Annotated in this window: 14 protein-coding genes and 1 tRNA gene; 14 read left to right on the top strand and 1 reads right to left on the bottom strand. The window is 46.3% G+C overall.

Annotated features, from left to right (window positions below):
• Nucleotides 1-42: 42 nt before the first annotated feature.
• The 12 genes from ACTRDR_RS05750 to ACTRDR_RS05695 all read left to right on the top strand — a co-directional run bounded on the left by ACTRDR_RS05750 (nucleotide 43) and on the right by ACTRDR_RS05695 (nucleotide 15,849).
• Nucleotides 43-4,266 carry an efflux RND transporter permease subunit gene (locus ACTRDR_RS05750; protein WP_440526474.1) on the top strand — a complete coding sequence of 1,408 codons (4,224 nt, stop codon included), beginning with the start codon at nucleotides 43-45 and terminating at the stop codon, nucleotides 4,264-4,266.
• Between the two features lie 104 nt (nucleotides 4,267-4,370).
• A tRNA-Thr gene (locus ACTRDR_RS05745) sits at nucleotides 4,371-4,443 on the top strand.
• Nucleotides 4,444-4,683: 240 nt separating this feature from the next.
• Nucleotides 4,684-5,046, top strand: coding sequence for a hypothetical protein (locus ACTRDR_RS05740; RefSeq protein WP_227061985.1), 363 nt, complete (start codon nucleotides 4,684-4,686; stop codon nucleotides 5,044-5,046).
• 165 nt (nucleotides 5,047-5,211) lie between these two features.
• Nucleotides 5,212-6,420 carry a hypothetical protein gene (locus tag ACTRDR_RS05735; protein ID WP_227061988.1) on the top strand — a complete coding sequence of 403 codons (1,209 nt, stop codon included), beginning with the start codon at nucleotides 5,212-5,214 and terminating at the stop codon, nucleotides 6,418-6,420.
• A 57-nt stretch (nucleotides 6,421-6,477) separates the two neighbouring features.
• The gene (locus ACTRDR_RS05730) at nucleotides 6,478-7,386 is read left to right on the top strand and encodes a hypothetical protein (protein WP_440526473.1); all 909 of its coding nucleotides are present in this window, start codon (nucleotides 6,478-6,480) and stop codon (nucleotides 7,384-7,386) included.
• Between the two features lie 15 nt (nucleotides 7,387-7,401).
• The gene (locus ACTRDR_RS05725; RefSeq protein WP_227061992.1) at nucleotides 7,402-8,127 is read left to right on the top strand and encodes a hypothetical protein; all 726 of its coding nucleotides are present in this window, start codon (nucleotides 7,402-7,404) and stop codon (nucleotides 8,125-8,127) included.
• A 329-nt stretch (nucleotides 8,128-8,456) separates the two neighbouring features.
• Nucleotides 8,457-9,593, top strand: a complete 1,137-nt coding sequence (locus ACTRDR_RS05720; protein ID WP_227062045.1) for an ATP-binding protein — start codon at nucleotides 8,457-8,459, stop codon at nucleotides 9,591-9,593.
• Complete coding sequence (locus tag ACTRDR_RS05715; protein ID WP_412223934.1) at nucleotides 9,518-9,718, top strand: winged helix-turn-helix transcriptional regulator; 201 nt, start codon at nucleotides 9,518-9,520, stop codon at nucleotides 9,716-9,718. Before ACTRDR_RS05720 ends, ACTRDR_RS05715 begins: the two co-directional genes overlap by 76 nt.
• Before the next feature lie 26 nt (nucleotides 9,719-9,744).
• Complete coding sequence (locus ACTRDR_RS05710; protein WP_440526472.1) at nucleotides 9,745-10,992, top strand: hypothetical protein; 1,248 nt, start codon at nucleotides 9,745-9,747, stop codon at nucleotides 10,990-10,992.
• 71 nt (nucleotides 10,993-11,063) lie between these two features.
• Nucleotides 11,064-11,933, top strand: a complete 870-nt coding sequence (locus ACTRDR_RS05705) for a hypothetical protein (protein ID WP_118550615.1) — start codon at nucleotides 11,064-11,066, stop codon at nucleotides 11,931-11,933.
• 84 nt (nucleotides 11,934-12,017) lie between these two features.
• Nucleotides 12,018-15,107: an AAA family ATPase gene (locus ACTRDR_RS05700; RefSeq protein WP_440526471.1), complete on the top strand. Its 3,090-nt coding sequence runs from the start codon at nucleotides 12,018-12,020 to the stop codon at nucleotides 15,105-15,107.
• 55 nt (nucleotides 15,108-15,162) lie between these two features.
• Nucleotides 15,163-15,849 carry an HAD family hydrolase gene (locus ACTRDR_RS05695; RefSeq protein ID WP_440526470.1) on the top strand — a complete coding sequence of 229 codons (687 nt, stop codon included), beginning with the start codon at nucleotides 15,163-15,165 and terminating at the stop codon, nucleotides 15,847-15,849.
• A gap of 3 nt (nucleotides 15,850-15,852) precedes the next feature.
• Here ACTRDR_RS05695 and ACTRDR_RS05690 read toward each other — a convergent pair whose 3' ends face one another.
• Entirely contained in the window at nucleotides 15,853-16,185 is a 333-nt protein-coding gene (locus ACTRDR_RS05690) for a cupin domain-containing protein (protein ID WP_440526469.1), read from the bottom strand.
• 133 nt (nucleotides 16,186-16,318) lie between these two features.
• Between ACTRDR_RS05690 and ACTRDR_RS05685 the strand changes: the two genes are divergently transcribed.
• Both ACTRDR_RS05685 and ACTRDR_RS05680 read left to right on the top strand, forming a co-directional pair.
• The gene (locus ACTRDR_RS05685; RefSeq protein WP_176863058.1) at nucleotides 16,319-17,497 is read left to right on the top strand and encodes an ATP-binding protein; all 1,179 of its coding nucleotides are present in this window, start codon (nucleotides 16,319-16,321) and stop codon (nucleotides 17,495-17,497) included.
• Between the two features lie 97 nt (nucleotides 17,498-17,594).
• The gene (locus tag ACTRDR_RS05680) at nucleotides 17,595-18,473 is read left to right on the top strand and encodes a YicC/YloC family endoribonuclease (RefSeq protein ID WP_440526468.1); all 879 of its coding nucleotides are present in this window, start codon (nucleotides 17,595-17,597) and stop codon (nucleotides 18,471-18,473) included.
• Nucleotides 18,474-18,499: the final 26 nt, after the last annotated feature.

Genomic DNA, 18,499 nt, shown 5'->3' with positions numbered 1-18,499 from the left:
TACTACTATACAGATGCTTACGTCGGAAAGGCGCGGGAATATATGGAAAAATTCAGTGTAAAAAAACCGTTTACAATTCTGGTGATGGTAGTTGCTATCATTATTCTGGGATTTGTAAGCTTATCGGGAATGACAACGGATCTTCTGCCTAAGATGAGTCTGCCGTATTTACTGGTGATCACGACTTATCCGGGAGCGAGTCCGGAGAAAGTGGAGTCCAGTGTGAGCGAACCTGTGGAAAGCGCATTGGGCTCCATTTCGGGTGTAAAGAATGTATACAGTATGTCCTATGAAAACTATGGGATCGTAGAGTTGGAATTCGCAGACGGAACGGATATGGATTCTGCCATGGTAAAGGTATCGAGTGCTCTGGACAGTGTGAAATCAGCATTGCCGGAGGAATGCGGTTCGCCGAATATCATGGAGATCAGCATGGATATGATGGCTTCCGTATATCTGGCGGCATCCTATGAGGGCAAGGACATTCAGGAGACCTCACGGTTCGTGGAGGACACGCTGATCCCCTATCTGGAACGACAGGAGGGTGTGACCAGTATCTCTGACATCGGAATTGTGGAGAATTCCATCTCCGTGGATCTGAATCAGGACAAGATCGATGCATTGAATGAGAAAATCCTGGCGAAGACCAACGATGCTTTTGCGGATGCGGTGGATCAGCTGAATGATGCGAAGAAGCAGCTGTTAGAATCAGAGCAGAAGCTGGCAGACAGCACGCAGGAGCTGGTCGACGGACAGAAGGATATCGATGACGGCAGGACGAAGTTAGACGATGCCCAGAAGGAACTGGACGAGCAGAAGGAAAAGCTGGAAGATGCCAAGGACTCTCTGGAGGATCAGAAGAAGGATACCGAGAATAAGCTAGCAACCGCCAGCCAGGCATTGGATCAGCTGAACGCATTGCAGACAGACCTGCTGACTTTGCAGGCGCAGGAGGAATCGCTGAAGGCGACGATCACACAGATAGAAAAATCCCTGGAAGAACAGGGCAAGACTACGAACAACATCCCGGATGTGGTAGACGGATTGGAGAAGATGAGCACATTTCTGACTTCTTCTCAGATGGAAAACATGACAGTACTGGACAGTACAGACGTAAATTCAGCGCTTGCTGCATCCGGTTCCGGTATGCGCCTTCAGAGTCTTGGGATAGATGAAGCAACATGGGATGCCCTGACGCCCGAAGGACGAAAAGAGCTTTTGCAGAAAACAGCAGCCGGATATCAGACCCAGAAGGCTTTGTTATCAGGGTATAAGGACTACGTATCTTCCCTGAACAGCCTTCAGGTCGAGAAAGCCGGTGTACAGGCAGCGGTATCCGCAGCAGAAACGGAGCTGAAGAAGAGCGGTGTTTCCTATACGGATATTGAAAAGGCGAAAATCGAGGCGGCAGCAGGCTTTGGTGCGGCTTCTGCACAGATCTCTTCCGGACAGAGTGCGCTGAATTCCGCCCAGACAACCATCGACAGCAACAAGGAGAGCCTGGATTCTGCCCAGGACCAGATCACAGAGGGCTGGGATTCCATTGCGGATGCGAAAAAGCAGCTGGCAGACGGCTGGGATCAGTATAATACCTCTCTGGAGAATTTTGAGGTACAGAAGGCGGAGGCACTTCGTAATGCCAATGCAGACCAGCTGGTGAATATGCAGACTCTGTCACAGCTCATCTATGCACAGAATTTTGCCATGCCGGCAGGATATCTGGATGATGCGGAGGACAATTCCTGGCTGCTTAAGGTCGGAAGCAATTATGAAAGTGTGGACGAACTGTCCAATATCGTACTTACCAATATTGAAGATATCGGGGATGTACGGCTGTGCGATGTGGCTGACATCACGGTGATCGATAACGCCGATGACAGCTATGCCAGACTGAATGGTCAGAGTGCGGTGGTACTGTCTGTGTTCAAGAGTTCCACAGCGGGAACGAATGAGGTGAGTAAAAATATCGTTGCTGCAATTTCAGAGCTGGAAGAGCAGTATCCCGGACTGTCGGTACTGACACTGATGGATCAGGGTGATTACATAACTATGATCATAAATGGCGTATTGCAGAGCATGATCGTAGGTGCGGCACTGGCGATCCTGATCCTGGCGCTGTTCTTAAAGGATGTAAAACCCACCATCGTTGTAGCTGTCAGCATTCCCCTGTCTGTTCTGACGGCATTGATATTAATGTATTTTACAGGTATTTCACTGAACATGATGTCGTTGTCGGGTCTGGCACTCGGAATCGGCATGCTGGTGGATAACTCCATCGTCGTGATCGAGAATATCTATCGTCTGCGGTCTAAGGGAGTCGGTGCGGCGAGAGCAGCGGTACAGGGTACAAAACAGGTGGCAGGTGCGATTATTGCTTCCACCCTGACAACAGTCTGCGTATTCCTGCCGATGGTATTTACCGCAGGAACTGTCCGTGAACTGATGATGCCCATCAGCCTGACGATCATATTTACCCTGGCGGCATCGCTGCTGATCGCTATGACCGTAGTGCCGGCAGCAGGTTCGACCCTGCTTCGTAATTCCAAAGAGAAGAAGCATCCGTTCTTTGACAAGGTGCAGGATATCTATGGAAAAATGCTGGCATTCTGCCTGAAAGTGAAGGTCGTGCCCCTTGCCATTGCCATCGGTCTGCTGGTATACAGTATCTGGGCGGTCATGCGGATGGGTATCGTCATGATCCCGGATATGACATCCAACCAGATTGAGATATCTGTGCAGATGCCGGAGGATACGGATAAGGAAGAATGCTACAAGAGGGCTGACCAGGTGCTGGATGCCATGACGACCATAGATGGCATCGGAGATGTAGGTGCCATGGCAGGTGGAGATACCACACTGGTGGCTTCTTCTTCCGGTATGTCAGACAGCACCTACGATCAGTTTACCTTTTTGGTGCTGACAGAGAATGAAAATGCCGGAAAAGAAGAAGTAAACAGAATCTGCAGGGAGATTGAAGAACGCACAGCGGATATTGACTGTGAACTGACGATATCAACGGGAATGTCGGAGATGAGCACGATGATGGGCTCAGGATTATCTGTTAAGGTATATGGCGATGATCTGGATACCCTGACGAAGATCACGCAGGACATCTGTGATCTGGCTGCTACGATCCCGGGCTATGAAAATATTTCCAACGGGCAGGAAGAGCCGGATCAGGTCATCCGTCTGGTGCTGGATAAAGATGCCGCCATGCGCAAAGGTCTGACGGTTGCCCAGATTTTTTCAGAGCTGAACGGGAAGCTGACGGAGAGTACCGATGCCGCCACTGTGACCATAGACGGTGAGGATATGAAGATCGTCGTAAAGGATGGAAGAAAACCGCTGACCCGTGAGAATCTCCTGGACTATAATTTTGAGATCCAGACTACGGATGATAATGGCAACACTGTCACAGAGGATCATCCGCTGTCTGAGTTCGCCACACTAAAGCTGGAGGAGGGTGTGCAGAGCATCAACCGTGAGAACCAGAGCCGCTACATGACGGTGACAGCCACTGTGGCAGAGGGAAGCAATGCCACCCTTCTGTCCAGAGAATTGCAGCCATTGATCGATGCGTATGAATTGCCGGACGGTTATACTATTGACACTGCCGGAGAATCCGATATGGTCAATCAGATGGTGATCCAGATGAGTAAGGTATTGCTCCTGGGTCTTGCTCTGATCTACCTGGTCATGGTGGCACAGTTCCAGAGCCTGCTCAGTCCGTTTATTGTATTGTTCACGGTACCTCTTGCGTTCACGGGTGGCCTGATAGGATTACTGCTTATGAACGAGCCGCTGTCTGTTATGGGTATGATGGGCTTCGTGGTGCTGCTGGGTACGGTTGTCAACAACGGTATTGTGTTCGTGGATTATGCGAACCAGCTCCGTGTGGGAGGACTGGAACGCAGAGAGGCACTGATCGCTACCGGTAAGACCCGAATGCGCCCGATCCTGATGACGGCGCTGACCACGATCCTGGCAATGGCAAGCCTCCTGTTCGGAGATGACCTCTCCAGCCAGATGTCCAAAGGCATGGCGATCGTAGTGGCGGGAGGACTTGCTTATGCCACACTGATGACACTGTTCATCATCCCTGTCATGTATGATATCCTCTTCAAGAGAAAGCCTCTCCAGGTGGATATCGGCAGTGAGAATCTGGATGACGTACCGGATGATGCGGCGGATTACCTGAAGCGGAAGGAGCAGAAGGAACTGGAGCAGCAGGAAGCGACACAGAAAGACGAGAAAAATCCTAAATAGTTATAAGTGTAGCAAAAAAAGCAAAAAAAGAAAAAAATTGTGTTGACAAATATAGATTGCTTTGTTACAATGAATCACGGTGATTGCGTTAGCAGTCACGTGATGCTGCTGTGGCTCAGTCGGTAGAGCGTCGCATTGGTAGTGCGGAGGTCACGGGTCCGATTCCCGTCAGCAGCTCTTTTGAAAAGTGTGGAAACCTTGAAAATACAAGGTTTCCACTTTTTTTGTGTGTCTAAAAGTTTGTAGACAGCTTATAATGCTTTTGAAAAATGGCTAAATATGCGTATAATGCGTATAATAATGAAATAGAGTGTTCTTAAACTTGCGCATAATCAAAATAAAATATGCGTATTTAAAGATGGATTGTATGTATTCCTACGCATATGGCAGGGCTGCTACATTAATGAGGAAAAATAAATGTGGAAAGACAATGATGATAAAATCATGGACATTTTAGAGAACATAGAGACTTTAAACAGGCAGGACTTTCCCGTAGTTTGCCCTATTTGTGGAGGAAAAGAGGGACATCTGTATTTCTGCAAAAATGTAGAGGGAGATGAAAAAGGAGGTATGTGGGCGTGGTGCAGCTCATGCCGCCATTTTGCGCATACTTTGTATCGATTACCCAAATGGTGGAAAAATTTAGATAAAATTAAAGCTGAAAATTTGGCGGGCTGTCCTGATTATCTGGAAGAAAATAAGTTATGCATTGATGAATGGGTTAATAAGCTTGGCAAAAATGAAGGGTATGGAACACTGGTAGAAAATAGGGAAAATTAGAAAATGAAAATCATAGAAAGAATCGACAGGCAATAAAATGCCCGCCGGTTCTTTTTTATTTTATCAGGAAAATGATGCAACTATGATGTAACGGCATGTTATTTTAATAATGAAACTCAGGATATCAGCTGAAAATAAATACATAGGATGAGGCAGGGAAGGTGCATGAAAACATTATCAGTTACAAAATTTGTAGTCAGAAAAATAGTATTGTTAATGATGATTGGAATTTTTTTAGTGGGGTGTGCACATGATACTGATGAAAGTGGAGCAATTTATCAGAAGAGCGCTATTCCCATCGATTTTGGAGTTGAATCGAGAACAGATTTAAACGGAGACGGAAAAGAAGACAGGGTGCGTGTGATTGACAGACGTGATGTTGGATTGACAACAATCATAGCAAATGTAAATGGCATAGATGTGGCAATAAAAGATTATAGAGGATATTGTGAATCGACAGTTACTACCGGTGACTTAACAGGAAATGGGAAAGCAGATGTACTGTTGAAAAGAGCAACACGAGGAACCGATTCCGGTACTGTTAATATCTCTATTCTGCATTTGGAGAATACAGGCTGGATGGAGTATTCATACAATTTTATTCATAATCCTGATATTGATTTAGAACAGCCGGATACATTTGATGATGAAGTCTATCTCGGTGCTACATTGTTTGAAAAAGATGGAAAGGTAATGGTTCGTTTTATTTCATTCCAGGATAATGATAAAAGTCAAAATACAGTAAAATGCACAGAAGCATCTTATTGTGAAGATGGCTGGTATATAGAGGATATTAAGATGATTCCGGATTTTTTTAGTGGTGATAAATATGAAAGATTATTAGCACCGTTATATGAGACGGAGAATGTTAATGAGGAAGAAATGATAGAGCAAAATTCGGAAAAAGCAGATGACAAGATAGAGGAATTTTCCATGGATGAAATTGAAGAATTGTTTTTTGGCGAGTGGGAAGTTACGAAATTGCTTGGCTTTACAAAAATACAGAACGATTATACGAATTATCCGGAGGGACATGACATCATAGGCAATCATATTGTGATAAATGAAGATGTATTTTCCAGTGAAGGACTTGAAAAATATGAACGTTATCAATGTGAGGTTTTAGAACCTTCTTATGAGGTATCTCCTATAATAGATCGTAATTGGATCTATAATATAAGTGAAGCCGTAAAAGAAGATCCGGAATTATATGACTGGATTCTAAATTATGATGAATTTCAGGATTTGGAAATAAGAGGCACAAGAGATGGAATAAAGGGAAAATCTCCGGCAGTGAACATAATGATTTCCAGTGATAAGCAGTTTGTTATTCTTACGATGGATTGTGTTTTTTACCTTTTGGAGAAAATATAATCAGAGAACTTAATATACCAGTTAAAAATATATACATAGAATGAGGTGCACTTAGGGGTGAAAAGAAAAATATTTCGAAGAATAATAGTCATGTTGCTGTTGGTATTTGCAGGCGTGGTTGTTTTCAAAGGCCAAAATACTGCTGCGGCATACAATGGAAAATGGAAGGTTACACGTCATCTCACGACGTACTATAGAGCATACAGTTATTTTTTTCGACAGCACTATTTGGGAAGGACAGTTATTCTTGGCGAAAATTCCGTAGAAAAGAGCATTGTGGCATGGCCGGATTACCTGGAATGGGAAAAAATACAATTTGATGATTCGGATATAGTTTCTTATTCTACTCAGGATGAATGGCTAGATATCGATTCTCTCTGGATGATAGAAGATTATGCGGATATAGAACAGGTCCGGTTCCTTAGATATATTGATGAAATGTATGATGAATCTGACTACTGCGTGGATTACATTGTTATTTTAGATAAAACACATATAGTCTATGGGTTTTGCGGCGGGGATTATTTGCTAGAACCGTTTCAATACTGTGACCCTAAGGTGAGTGAAAAAGATTTGAACGGAACATGGAAAATTGCATATCTGGACAGCTATGAAAACTCATACGAAGGCGGTTTTGAGGAAATAGAAAAGGAGGCGCCGGGAAGAATATTGCAGGGCACGAATTTTAAGGCGGAAGACTGGCTGGGAAAAAGTGTTATCGTCTCGGAAGATGAAGTCAGAATATTGGAGACCGCCCGCCAGACAGTTGGAATAGAAGTCAGAAAGACGGGGCGGGAAGATTTTGAACAGGAAATGGATATCCACGATGGCCTGAGCATTTATGATGATGAGATTCTTGTGTGCAATATAAAATGTCAGGATGGAGAGGACATTGTCTGTGTGCCGGTGAATAAGAACCAGATGATCATGCGTATTGAAGAAGGCTGGTTTATGCTGGAAAAATAGAAAGTCAGGAGAAAAATGAAAGAAAAAATCAGCATATTGTTAATAGGATTCATGTTAATGTTTTCCGGCTGCGGAAAGCAGGATGTTCAGGTATATTACTGGGACAATGAAGGAAACGATGTATTAACATCCAAAATGAAAACAGACAGACAGAGTGAAAATGGCTTTGTAAGGAATTTTCTGGAAACATATAATGCGGACATGGAAACAAAAGAGGAATTATTAGACATAGCAGGGATAAAAATGTTCTCCTATAAGACCTCTGCTGAAAATACTGTTTTTGTATTTCAAGAACCGGTCCCAGACAGCACGGATATAAAAAATACATGTATTTTAATAAACATGGATGGTCTGGAAAAATATGATGGACTGCAATTGGATTTTATTGGAAATTTCCCTGCAAGAGACTCCGAGGATTATATTTTTCAAAGGGAATCCTATGAGGATTACATAAAGATAAGTTATAGAGATAATGTAGATTATTATACGGATGGTGGAATTCAGTATTATGATCTGGATGGACATATTCTTTACTGGGAGCATTATTTAACCAGTGGAGACAGAAACCTATATTTTGTATGGGAAAATGACAAAGTGAAATGGATCGTAGATACCGGTGGAATGTCATTTGGCACAGATCCTGAGGATAGTACTATTTATACGGGAATTTACACACAGCTCTATTATTTTGAACCGGCGATATCCCGTGAAGAACTGACGGATATTTTTGTAGATATATAAGTAGCAAGCATACAACCATAGAATCAACGGAAGCGTTGCAGTTAAAGAAATACAATGGAATATAAAAATAGATTTTTGGGGAACCATTGCGTTGTGGCAAAGATATGAGTACAATAAAAATGACCAGTTAATATTTGTGTGGCTATATATAGGAAAAGAAGATGGGAAATGAATAAAGGGGGATATATTGTTTGAAGGATCTGTTTGATATATCAAAATTTGACTCATACAAAGAAGATAATCGTCGGGAAGTTAAGAAGGCAAATGGAGGGTTACCAGTGTCCTTATGGGACTAGTATTCTGCATTTGCCAATTGCTATGGTGGAGTAATCATTCTTGGTGTTGTAGAAAATAAGGATGGTTCCTGGCATACTACAGGACTTAAAGCGGCGGATAAAGAGAAACTTATAAAGCAATTCTGGGATACAATTAATAATCGCAAAAAAGTAAGTGCTAATATTTTAAAAGACGATGATGTAGAAATATATGATGTAAACGGGGATTTAATTATTGTTATTCATGTCCCAATGGCGAAACGGGAAGAAAAGCCGGTATATGTTGATAATGATCTGTTTGGCGCTACATTTAGAAGAAATCATGAAGGCGATTATCGTTGTACACGTCTACAGGTAAAAACAATGCTTCGTGATCAGGCTGAAAATACTATGGATATGGAGGTACTGGACGAGGTCCCGATGGAGGATTTGAACTATGAGACGATACAGGGATATAGAAACCGTCACAGAACATTGAAACCGGGGCATCCTTTTGAAAGATTAAACGATAGTGAATACTTGAGAAGTATTGGCGCGGCAGCTATATCAAGAGAGGACAGACAACTTCATCCTACGGCGGCTGGGATGCTGATGTTTGGAGAGGAATATAACATTGTAAGACATTTTCCGGAATACTTTCTGGATTATCGTGAAATGCTTGATCCTGCTATTCGATGGACAGATCGTCTGCAATCCAGTTCAGGGGAATGGTCCGGAAATATTTGTGATTTCTATTTCAGGGTATATAATAAAATAATTATGGATGTGAAAAAACCTAAGAAACTTGTATTGGAGAATCCCGGATATATAAGGACAGGTAAAATACAAATGTGTAAGGGTGGAGAATCAGATCCGAGAAATAAATCTCTTATGAAGATGTTTAACCTTATTAATATCGGTGAACGTTCCGGCAGTGGTGTTCCTAATATATTTAATACATGGGAAGATGAAGGATGGAAGGAACCTGTAATTGAAGAACGGTTTGATCCGGATCGGACGATATTGACACTTGAATTTGTTGAAAAACAAGTGAGAAAAGCAAGCGAAGAAAGCAAGCGAAGAAAACAAGCGAAGAAAACAAGCAAAGAAAACAAGCAAAGAAAACAAGCGGTAATATTGCAAAAATATATGAGTATCTCGCACAACATGGAGAAGCTAAGACAAATGAAATTGCCGATTATATTGGGCTAAGTCCGGCAAGAACAAGGGCAATCATTTCTGAAATGGAAAATATTGAGAGAATAGGAACGAATACCAATAGAAAATACAAACTAAAAAAAGCTGATGATGATCATGGAACAAGGCCTGTCAGATGAGATACCCGGTCAGATGAGGAAAACGTATGGGGGAACTGCACAGAGTATGTAAAAATTTCACACGTCATGACAAGAAGACCCGTACGATCTTGCTGTGCGAGATGCTGGAGTACACGAATGTATTTTTGGAGGCGGCATTCCGGGCGGAGGGGTATTCCTTCGAGACTTTAAAGAACCCGGTGAAGGACCGCACTCTGGCACTTCGCTATATCAGTAGCGACTATTGCTATCCGACGGTATTGATCCTTGCACAGTTCCTGGAATATCTGGAAAGCGGGGAACGGGATCCGGAGGAGATCACCTTCATGGAGCCCCAGGCGGGCGGTGCCTGCAGGGCCGGAAATATCTACAATCTGCTCCAGAGAGTGCTGTACCGCATGGTAGAGCAGGGACAGCTGGAGTATGCCCAGATTCCCGTAATCTCCCTGAACCTCATGGGAGAAGAAAAACATACAGGCTTTCGCATTACTCCGTCACTGTTGTCCGGTGGGATCGCTGCCGGATGCTATGGCGATCTGATCATGTGCCTGTACCAGCAGGTGAAGCCCTACGAACAGAATCCGGGAGAGACGGACCGCATCCGCAGTCAGTTGGAAAAGAAACTGTGCGAGAGCATTCGGAGACACAGGAACGGACGGCACACCAGAGAGAAGAATTACTGGTATGCCTGCGAAGTATTTTCGAAGGTACCGGTGAAACCCGGGAAGAAAAAGAGAGTTGGCATCACCGGTGAGATCTATATGAAATATTCGAAACTGGGAAATGATGATATCGAAAGTTTTCTGCTCCGGCAGGGAATGGAGCCTTACAGTGGTGGTTTCGTCAACTACTGTCTGTATTTGGTGGATACAGAGCGGTATAAGGCAGAAAAGTACCAGCGCAATCCCATCATGGCGAAAGCCTGTGCCTTTGTGCTCCACCGGTTGTGTGAGGCACAAAAACATCTGCTTACGGTGATCGGGGAGACAGACCGGTTCCAGACGGATCTGCCGTTCCCGGAACTGAAGGAGAAAGTGCAGGGGATTCTGGCGGAGGGCTGCAATACCGGAGACGGCTGGCTGATTGCCGCAGAGGTGATACAATATGTGGAAAAAGGCTGTGGCAGTGTGCTGATCCTGCATCCCTTCGGATGTCTGGTCAGCCATGTCTGCGAGCGGGGAATTTTGCAGCGGCTGCATGCCCGTTTTCCGGATGTCAGTATCCAGACCATAGAGTATGATTACGACCAGAGCAAGACCCTCAGGGAGAGCCGCATTCTTTTGGCAATATCCTAGGTTGGCAGCAGGTGCAGAACGTGGTACAATAAAACAGAAACTATTGCAACGTGTATTTTCAGGAGGGGAACGTGAAGATAAAATGCGACTGGTGCGGCAGCTGGATCAACGATTTTGATCAGGTCTGCCCGAACTGTGGCGGTGTCAACAACAATTACAACCGCCATGCCAACGGTGTACCACAGACAATCGAGGAACTGAAAGCCTGGGCAAAGGAGATGAACCTTCCGCTGGAGGACATGCGGACCTTTATCGGAGAGGATTACAAGGGCGCGAAAGCCTTCGGTATTTACAAGGATGAGACCGATGGCACCTTCGTAGTCTATAAGAATAAAGAGGACGGTACCCGGGCAGTACGTTACAAGGGAACCGATGAAGCCTATGCGGTCAACGAACTTTACCAGAAGATGAAGGAAAGAGTGGTAGTGCAGAAAGCACACCAGCAGCCGAAAGCTGCGGCACCTGCCAGCCGCCCAACCAAAGATTACACCGCCTATAATAAGAAAAGAGCCCGGAGCAAAAAGATAGAAAAAACGGTTCTGACAATTTTCTGCCTGATCATGGCAGCATTGTCTCTGGTGGCGATTTTTACAGGCGCCTATTCTATCTGGCAGATTGACAACAGACCGGATAACGGCTATTACACCTATGAGGATCAGAACTATTACTATTATCATGGGAACTGGTACGAATGGGAGAATGATTCCTGGCGCTATGCACCGGATGAATCCTGGATGGAAAGCGATTACGAGAGTTACTATGATTCCTACAGCTATGACAGCGATGCGGAATATGAGGATTTTGAGGATTCGTCCTATTACACTCCTTATGAGTACAGCGATGATAATAACGATAGCTGGGATGATGACAGCTGGGATTCCGGATGGGATTCCAATGACAGTTGGGACTCAGGATACGATGACTGGGGCTCTGACTGGTAAAATGTGATTTAGAATACATACAAAGGAAGTCTTCGACAGGCTTCCTTTGCTTTTTCTTTTTTATGGTTTTGAACAGGAGAGAATATGAGCAGTTTACCCGGCATTACGAGGCAGGATGAGGAAAAAAGATTACAGCATACGTTAGAGATCGCACAGCGCAAGGTGGATGCCAACAGGCAGAGTGTACAGGCTCTGGCGGAAGAACTGCATGCCATGCAGGAGGAATTCGACGAGAACGACAAGGAAGTCCAGACCCTGTGGCACAATGCGGATGCCCGCTTCAAGTTCGTGAATCAGGATCTGCGCCGGGCGGAACAGGCGAGGAAAAAGCCCTACTTTGGCAGAATCGATTTCCGGGACAAAAAACTGAAAAAAGACGAGGTCTACTATATCGGCAGAAGTGTCATTGCGGATAACCCGGCAGAACCGGAGGTCATCGACTGGAGAGCACCCATTGCCAGCGTATATTACGATGCCGCTCTGGGGGATGTCTCTTATTCCGTAAAGGGGGAGGGAAAAAACGACATCACCCTGTCGCGGAAGCGCACCTATGAGATCGAAAATGATGAGCTGAAGGACTTCTACGATTCGGATGTGGTGGCCAACGATGAACTGCTGACAAAATATCTGGCGCGGAACAAAAAGGCGGTGCTGGGCGAGATCATTGCCACAATCCAGCAGGAGCAGAACGAAGTCATCCGCAAAAAGCCCCAGCACAACATGATTGTACAGGGAGCGGCGGGCTCCGGCAAGACCACAGTGGCCATGCACCGTATTTCCTACATCCTGTACAACTACGAGCAGGAGTTTGCACCGGAAGATTTTTATATTGTGGGAAGCAATCAGGTGCTCTTAAACTATATAACGGGAGTGCTGCCGGAACTGAATGTTTACGGTGTCTCCCAGATGACCATGGAGCAGTTGTTCGTAAGGCTTTTGTACGAGGACTGGGACAAGTCCTGGCAGATCAAGCCGGTGGTAAAAGGTGTGACCCCGGCGGTGAAGGGAACTCTTGTCTGGTTTAAGGAGCTGGAGAATTTCTGCCTGCGTTATGAATACCGCGCGATACCCAGAGAGGACGTGGTGATCGAAAAGACTGGCAAAGTGCTGCTGGACCGGGCCACCATTGCACGCTTATTGAAAGAGACAAAGGATCTGTCCCGGGCGGACAAAATCAGCAGACTGACGGATTATCTGATGGCACGGCTGGAAAATGAGCTGAGCGGAAAATATTATTCCTATACCCAGTCGGAAAAGCAGAAGCTCAAGCATTATTATGAGACCTATTTCGGAAAAAGGGAATGGAAGGGCTCTGTGGCGGAACTCTACGAACAGTTCCTGAAGGAAGAGCAGGAGAAAGATTTCACGGTCGAGGTGCCGGAAGGTGGCTACGATGTCTATGATCTGGCGGCCATGGCCTACCTCTACAAGCGCCTCAAGGAGGACACGGTGATCCGGGAGGCGGGGCATGTGGTGATTGATGAAGCCCAGGATTTCGGCATGATGGCCTATGCGTCTTTAAAATATTGTCTGAGCAAATGTACCTATACGATCATGGGAGATGTGGCCCAGAATATTTCCGACCGCTACGGTCTCAACGACTGGACGGAACTGCGGAAATTGATGCTGCCTGGAGAGTTTGATTATTTCGGCATTTTGCAGAAAAGCTACCGTAACACGGTGGAAATCTCGGAGTTTGCCACGGACATTCTGTATCACGGAAGTTTTCCGGTCTATCCGGTGGAGCCCATCATACGTCATGGGGAACCAGTCACGGTGAAAAAATGTGTGGATTTTACAGAGCAGGTGACACAGGCGGAGCAGATCATCAAAGCATGGCAGAGCAAGGGGCTGGATACCATTGCCGTAGTCTGCATTGACGAAGCGGAGGCGGAAAAAGTAACAGCAGCCTTACAGGGCAGCGTGGAACTGAATACCGGAGATGCGGGAAAATGGGAGATCGGCGAGGGCGTCATGGTACTTCCGTTAAAATACACCAAAGGTCTGGAATTCGATGCAGTACTGATCTTCAATGCCTCGGAGGAAGATTACCCGGTGGAAGACGGGTATGTGAAGCGGCTGTACGTGGCAGCCACCCGAGCCCTGCATGAACTGACGGTGCTGTACCGGGGGAAACTCACCGGACTGATCGTAGATCCGGTATCCCCAGAGCAGAAGCAGAGAATGCGCCTTGCCGCAGATGCCCAGAAGAAGCCGATGAAAACGGTGGTAAAACAGGCAGAGTCGGAGAAGACAAAAGAAGAGATCTACAGACAGAGGGCACAGGAAGCAGAAAAGGAACGTGTGGCCAGAGAGCGTTACGGCCCAAAGAAGATCATCGTGACAAGAAACAGTCAGGGGACAACGGACGGCGCTACACCGAAGAAAGCAGGAAAGTCAGGGGGACCTGAATCGAGGCGGACGGGACAGCCGTCACCTGCGAAAGTATACGGGGCAGGAAACGGCAATGCTGGCAGAGCAACCGGCAGACAGGAGCCGCGGATGGTAGAAAATAACGGCGAGTACGGCGATATGCCGGATGCCAAAACACTGATGCCCGCCGGACATTCCAGGATCGACTGCGCTGTGCGCATGGTCATGAAGGGCAAGGGCTATGTGGATCTTTTGAGTAGTTACGGAACCTTGCGGATCACACCCCTTGCGGTGGATCTGTTCCGGATTTGTTTTGCCAAAGGGCAGTGTCGTGAATTCACGAAAGCGGCGGTGACGGCAGCAGGAGACCTCAGATGCACGGTGCGGGAGAATCCTTCCCTGGTGGAAATTACAGCGGGATATGCCCAGATCCGTGTGGATAAAAAGACGGGAGCATTGACATTTTTAAATACACAGGGTAAGATTCTGCTGACGGAACGAAGCAGAGAACCAAGGCAACTCGGAGAGAAAAAGAACTGGAGCTTTTTTGAATGGAAAAAGGACGAGGCTCTGATCGCCGGAGGGATTGGGGCACCGAAACCTTTGAAGATAGGTAATTCCGCTGCTTATTTTTCCTATGGAAGAGCGGATGACAGATATCCGGGGCTGGCTTCGTCCAAAGGATATGAGATGATCTTCCCTGCGGGAAGCAGGGTATTGTGCTGCAACATAGCCATGTACGGAACTTATATTTCCATGGAAGAGACAGATATCATCGATTACTATTTACGCGCAAAATGATGGGGATCATCGGTATGGGTAACAATCCGATGGTGCTCTGGATGTGAGGAGAATTATGAAGACAACAATAACCGCAGTGATATTTGACATGGATGGTGTGTTATTTGACACTGAGAGAATCTACATGGAGTGCTGGAGAGAAGCGGCAGAGCCTACGGGACTTAAAAATGTGGATGAAATCTCCAAAGCCTGCATCGGCAGAACCTTACAGGGCACGAAGGAAGTATTCGAGGCAGCAAAGGCAGAGCAGGGCATTGATATCTCCTTTGAAGAATTGCATGAGGACTGCAGCCGTAGATTTAAGGAAAAGGAAGAACGGGATGGCCTTCCGGAGAAGCCGGGGGTGCATGAGATCCTGGAGTATTTAAAAAAGCAGGGGATTCCCGTAGCACTGGCTTCTTCCACACGAAAAGCGGCAGTCATGGAGCATCTGGACAGAGCAGGTATCACATCTTATTTTCAGAAAATTATCTGCGGCGACATGGTGGAACACGGCAAGCCTGCACCGGATATTTATCTGAAGGCCTGCGAGGAGCTGGGCGTTGCACCCGGACAGGCACTGGCAGTGGAGGATTCCTTCAACGGTATCCGATCCGCCTATGCGGCAGGCTTATATACGGTGATGGTGCCGGACCAACTGCCGCCCACAGAAGAGATTCTTGCGTTGGTAGATAAAAAGTGTGACAGTCTGACAGAGCTTCAGGCACAGCTGCCGGAGCTTCTGGTGGTATGTGGGGACTGAGGATCATTCTACTGCGGCATGGAACCACAGTACCTTACAGCAGTCACAGGAGGGATCCCGTCTGATCACATGATCCGTGTGAGCAGGTACCATAAAGGCGGTACCGGGCAGCAGAGGGATTTCTTTGCCACCGACGAGAGCATATCCTTTTCCGTCCAATACGAAGAAGCCTTCCTGATCGTCATGCTTTTGCGGCATGTGATATTCTGTGCTGCGATAGAGAGATACGCCCATGCGACAACCGTTTACACACCCCTGGTTTTCATCTAACAGAGTGTGCCCGGTGCGTTCGGGCATTTGGGCTATAATGGAATCTAAAGTAGTATAAGGAATCATTTGTATGCCTTTCTATGAATGTAATGTAACTGCAATGTAACGGTTCAGTTACCATATTTTTAACAACAGTGTAGCAGACTGAGAGAGGAAAAACAATAGACTGCCTGTTCGGGCAGAGTAAAGGAATATAAAAATGGAAGAAAAAGAGACAATACACCCCATTGAGATCACATGGGAAGAATTACAGTCCCGGGACCTTGACCGATACATCCTGGTGGATACCAGAGGGGATGAAGCAGTAAACTATGGAATAATTCCCGGAGCCATTGCAATCCCCGAATGTGAACTGGTGGACAAGCTGGCTGCGGCAGCAGGGGATAAAAAGGTGATCCTGTATTGCAGCCGTGGACAGAACAGTAAAGTGTCAGCAGAATATTTCCGGGAACAGGGAATGGATGTATACAGCTTACAGGGCGGCTATACCGGGTGGCTTCTGAACCTGATGCAGAAGGAACAGCCCGGAGAAAAAGAAAACGAGCGGGCACGGGAGATTGAAAAAAGCATCCGCAAAAAATTCCATAAAGTCCTGTTTTCCCGATTTGCCAAAGCTATCAATGAGTACGACATGATACAGGAGAATGACAAGATCGCCGTATGCATCTCCGGCGGTAAGGATTCCATGCTGATGGCAAAGCTGTTCCAGGAGCTGAAGCGTCACAACAAGTTCCCCTTTGAACTGGTATTTTTAGTGATGGATCCCGGTTACAGCGAGGCGAACCGCAAGATCATCGAGAACAATGCGAAGCTGATGGACATTCCCATCACGATTTTTGAATCCCAGATATTTGATGCGGTGTATGATATCGAGGATAGCCCCTGCTATCTGTGTGCGCGAATGCGCAGGGGCTATCTGTATAGTCATGCAAAGGAGCTGGGGTGCAATAAGATCGCCCTGGGACACCATTATGATGACGTCATCGAGACGATCCTCATGGGGATGCTGTACGGCGGACAGGTGCAGACCATGATGCCGAAGCTCCACAGCACGAATTTCGAGGGTATGGAGCTGATCCGTCCCATGTATCTGATCCGCGAGGACGACATCAAACACTGGAGAGATTACAATGATCTGCATTTTATCCAGTGTGCATGCCGATTTACCGATACCTGTACCACCTGCCGTACCGATGGCAGCAGTCCCTCCAAACGTATGGAGATCAAGAACCTGATCGCTTCCCTGAAGCAGACCAATCCCTTTATCGAAGGGAATATTTTCAAGAGCGTGGAGAATGTCAACCTGCGCACGATCATCGCCTATAAAGAGGATGGCGTGAAACATCATTTTCTGGAGCATTATGACGAGTGGAAATAGGGCAGCTGTACTTGACGGAAAGAGCTTTTTTATTCTATAATAGAATGCAAACCGTAAAATGTGGAAGGCTTTACGCGCCCTTACAACAGGAGAAGCTATGATCAAGAGTATGACGGGATTTGGCAGATGTGAGACTGCCGAGAATAACAGAAAGTTTACCGTAGAGATGAAGTCTGTGAATCATCGCTACCTTGACGTGAACATCAAAATGCCGAAGAAGCTGAATTTCTTCGAGTCTGCGATCCGCAGTGAACTGAAGAATTACATTTCCAGAGGTAAAGTGGATCTGTTCATTACTTATGAAGATTTTTCCGAGAATACGTCCAACGTCCGTTACAACAAGGAACTGGCAGCGGAGTATCTGGGATATCTGAAGCAGATGGCCAGCGATTTTGATCTGGATTGTGATATCAGGGTGTCCACCCTGTCGAAGTATCCGGATGTCTTCGTGATGGAAGAGCAGGATATCGACGAGGAAGAGCTGTGGAAGGAACTACAGAGAGCCTTAAAGGGTGCCTGCGAGATGTTTGTGCAGACCCGGATCACCGAAGGGGAACATCTTCGGGATGATCTGATCGCGAAACTGGACGGCATGCTGAAGCTGGTAGATTTCATTACAGAGCGTTCTCCCCAGATCATCATGGAGTACCGTCAGAGACTCGAAGACCGGGTGAAGGAACTGCTTTGTGATACCGCGGTGGACGAGGGAAGACTTCTCACGGAAGTGACGATCTTCGCGGATAAGGTGTGCGTGGATGAAGAACTGGTGAGACTGCGCAGCCACATTGAGACCACGAAGAATACACTGGCAGCCGGTGGCAGCATCGGAAGAAAATTAGACTTTCTGGCGCAGGAGATGAATCGCGAAGCCAATACGATTCTGTCCAAGTCTAATGATCTGGAGATCTCCAACTGTGCCATTGAGTTAAAGACCGAGATCGAAAAAGTCAGAGAGCAGATACAGAATATTGAATAATGTGCTGCAAAGCAGCGGGAAGCACG

It is taken from the genome of Simiaoa sp., assembly GCF_051972595.1.
GTDB classification, from domain to species: Bacteria; Bacillota; Clostridia; order Lachnospirales; family Lachnospiraceae; genus Acetatifactor; species Acetatifactor hominis.
The sequence above is the reverse complement of the archived record's forward strand: the minus strand, read 5'-3'. Positions and strand labels throughout refer to the sequence as shown.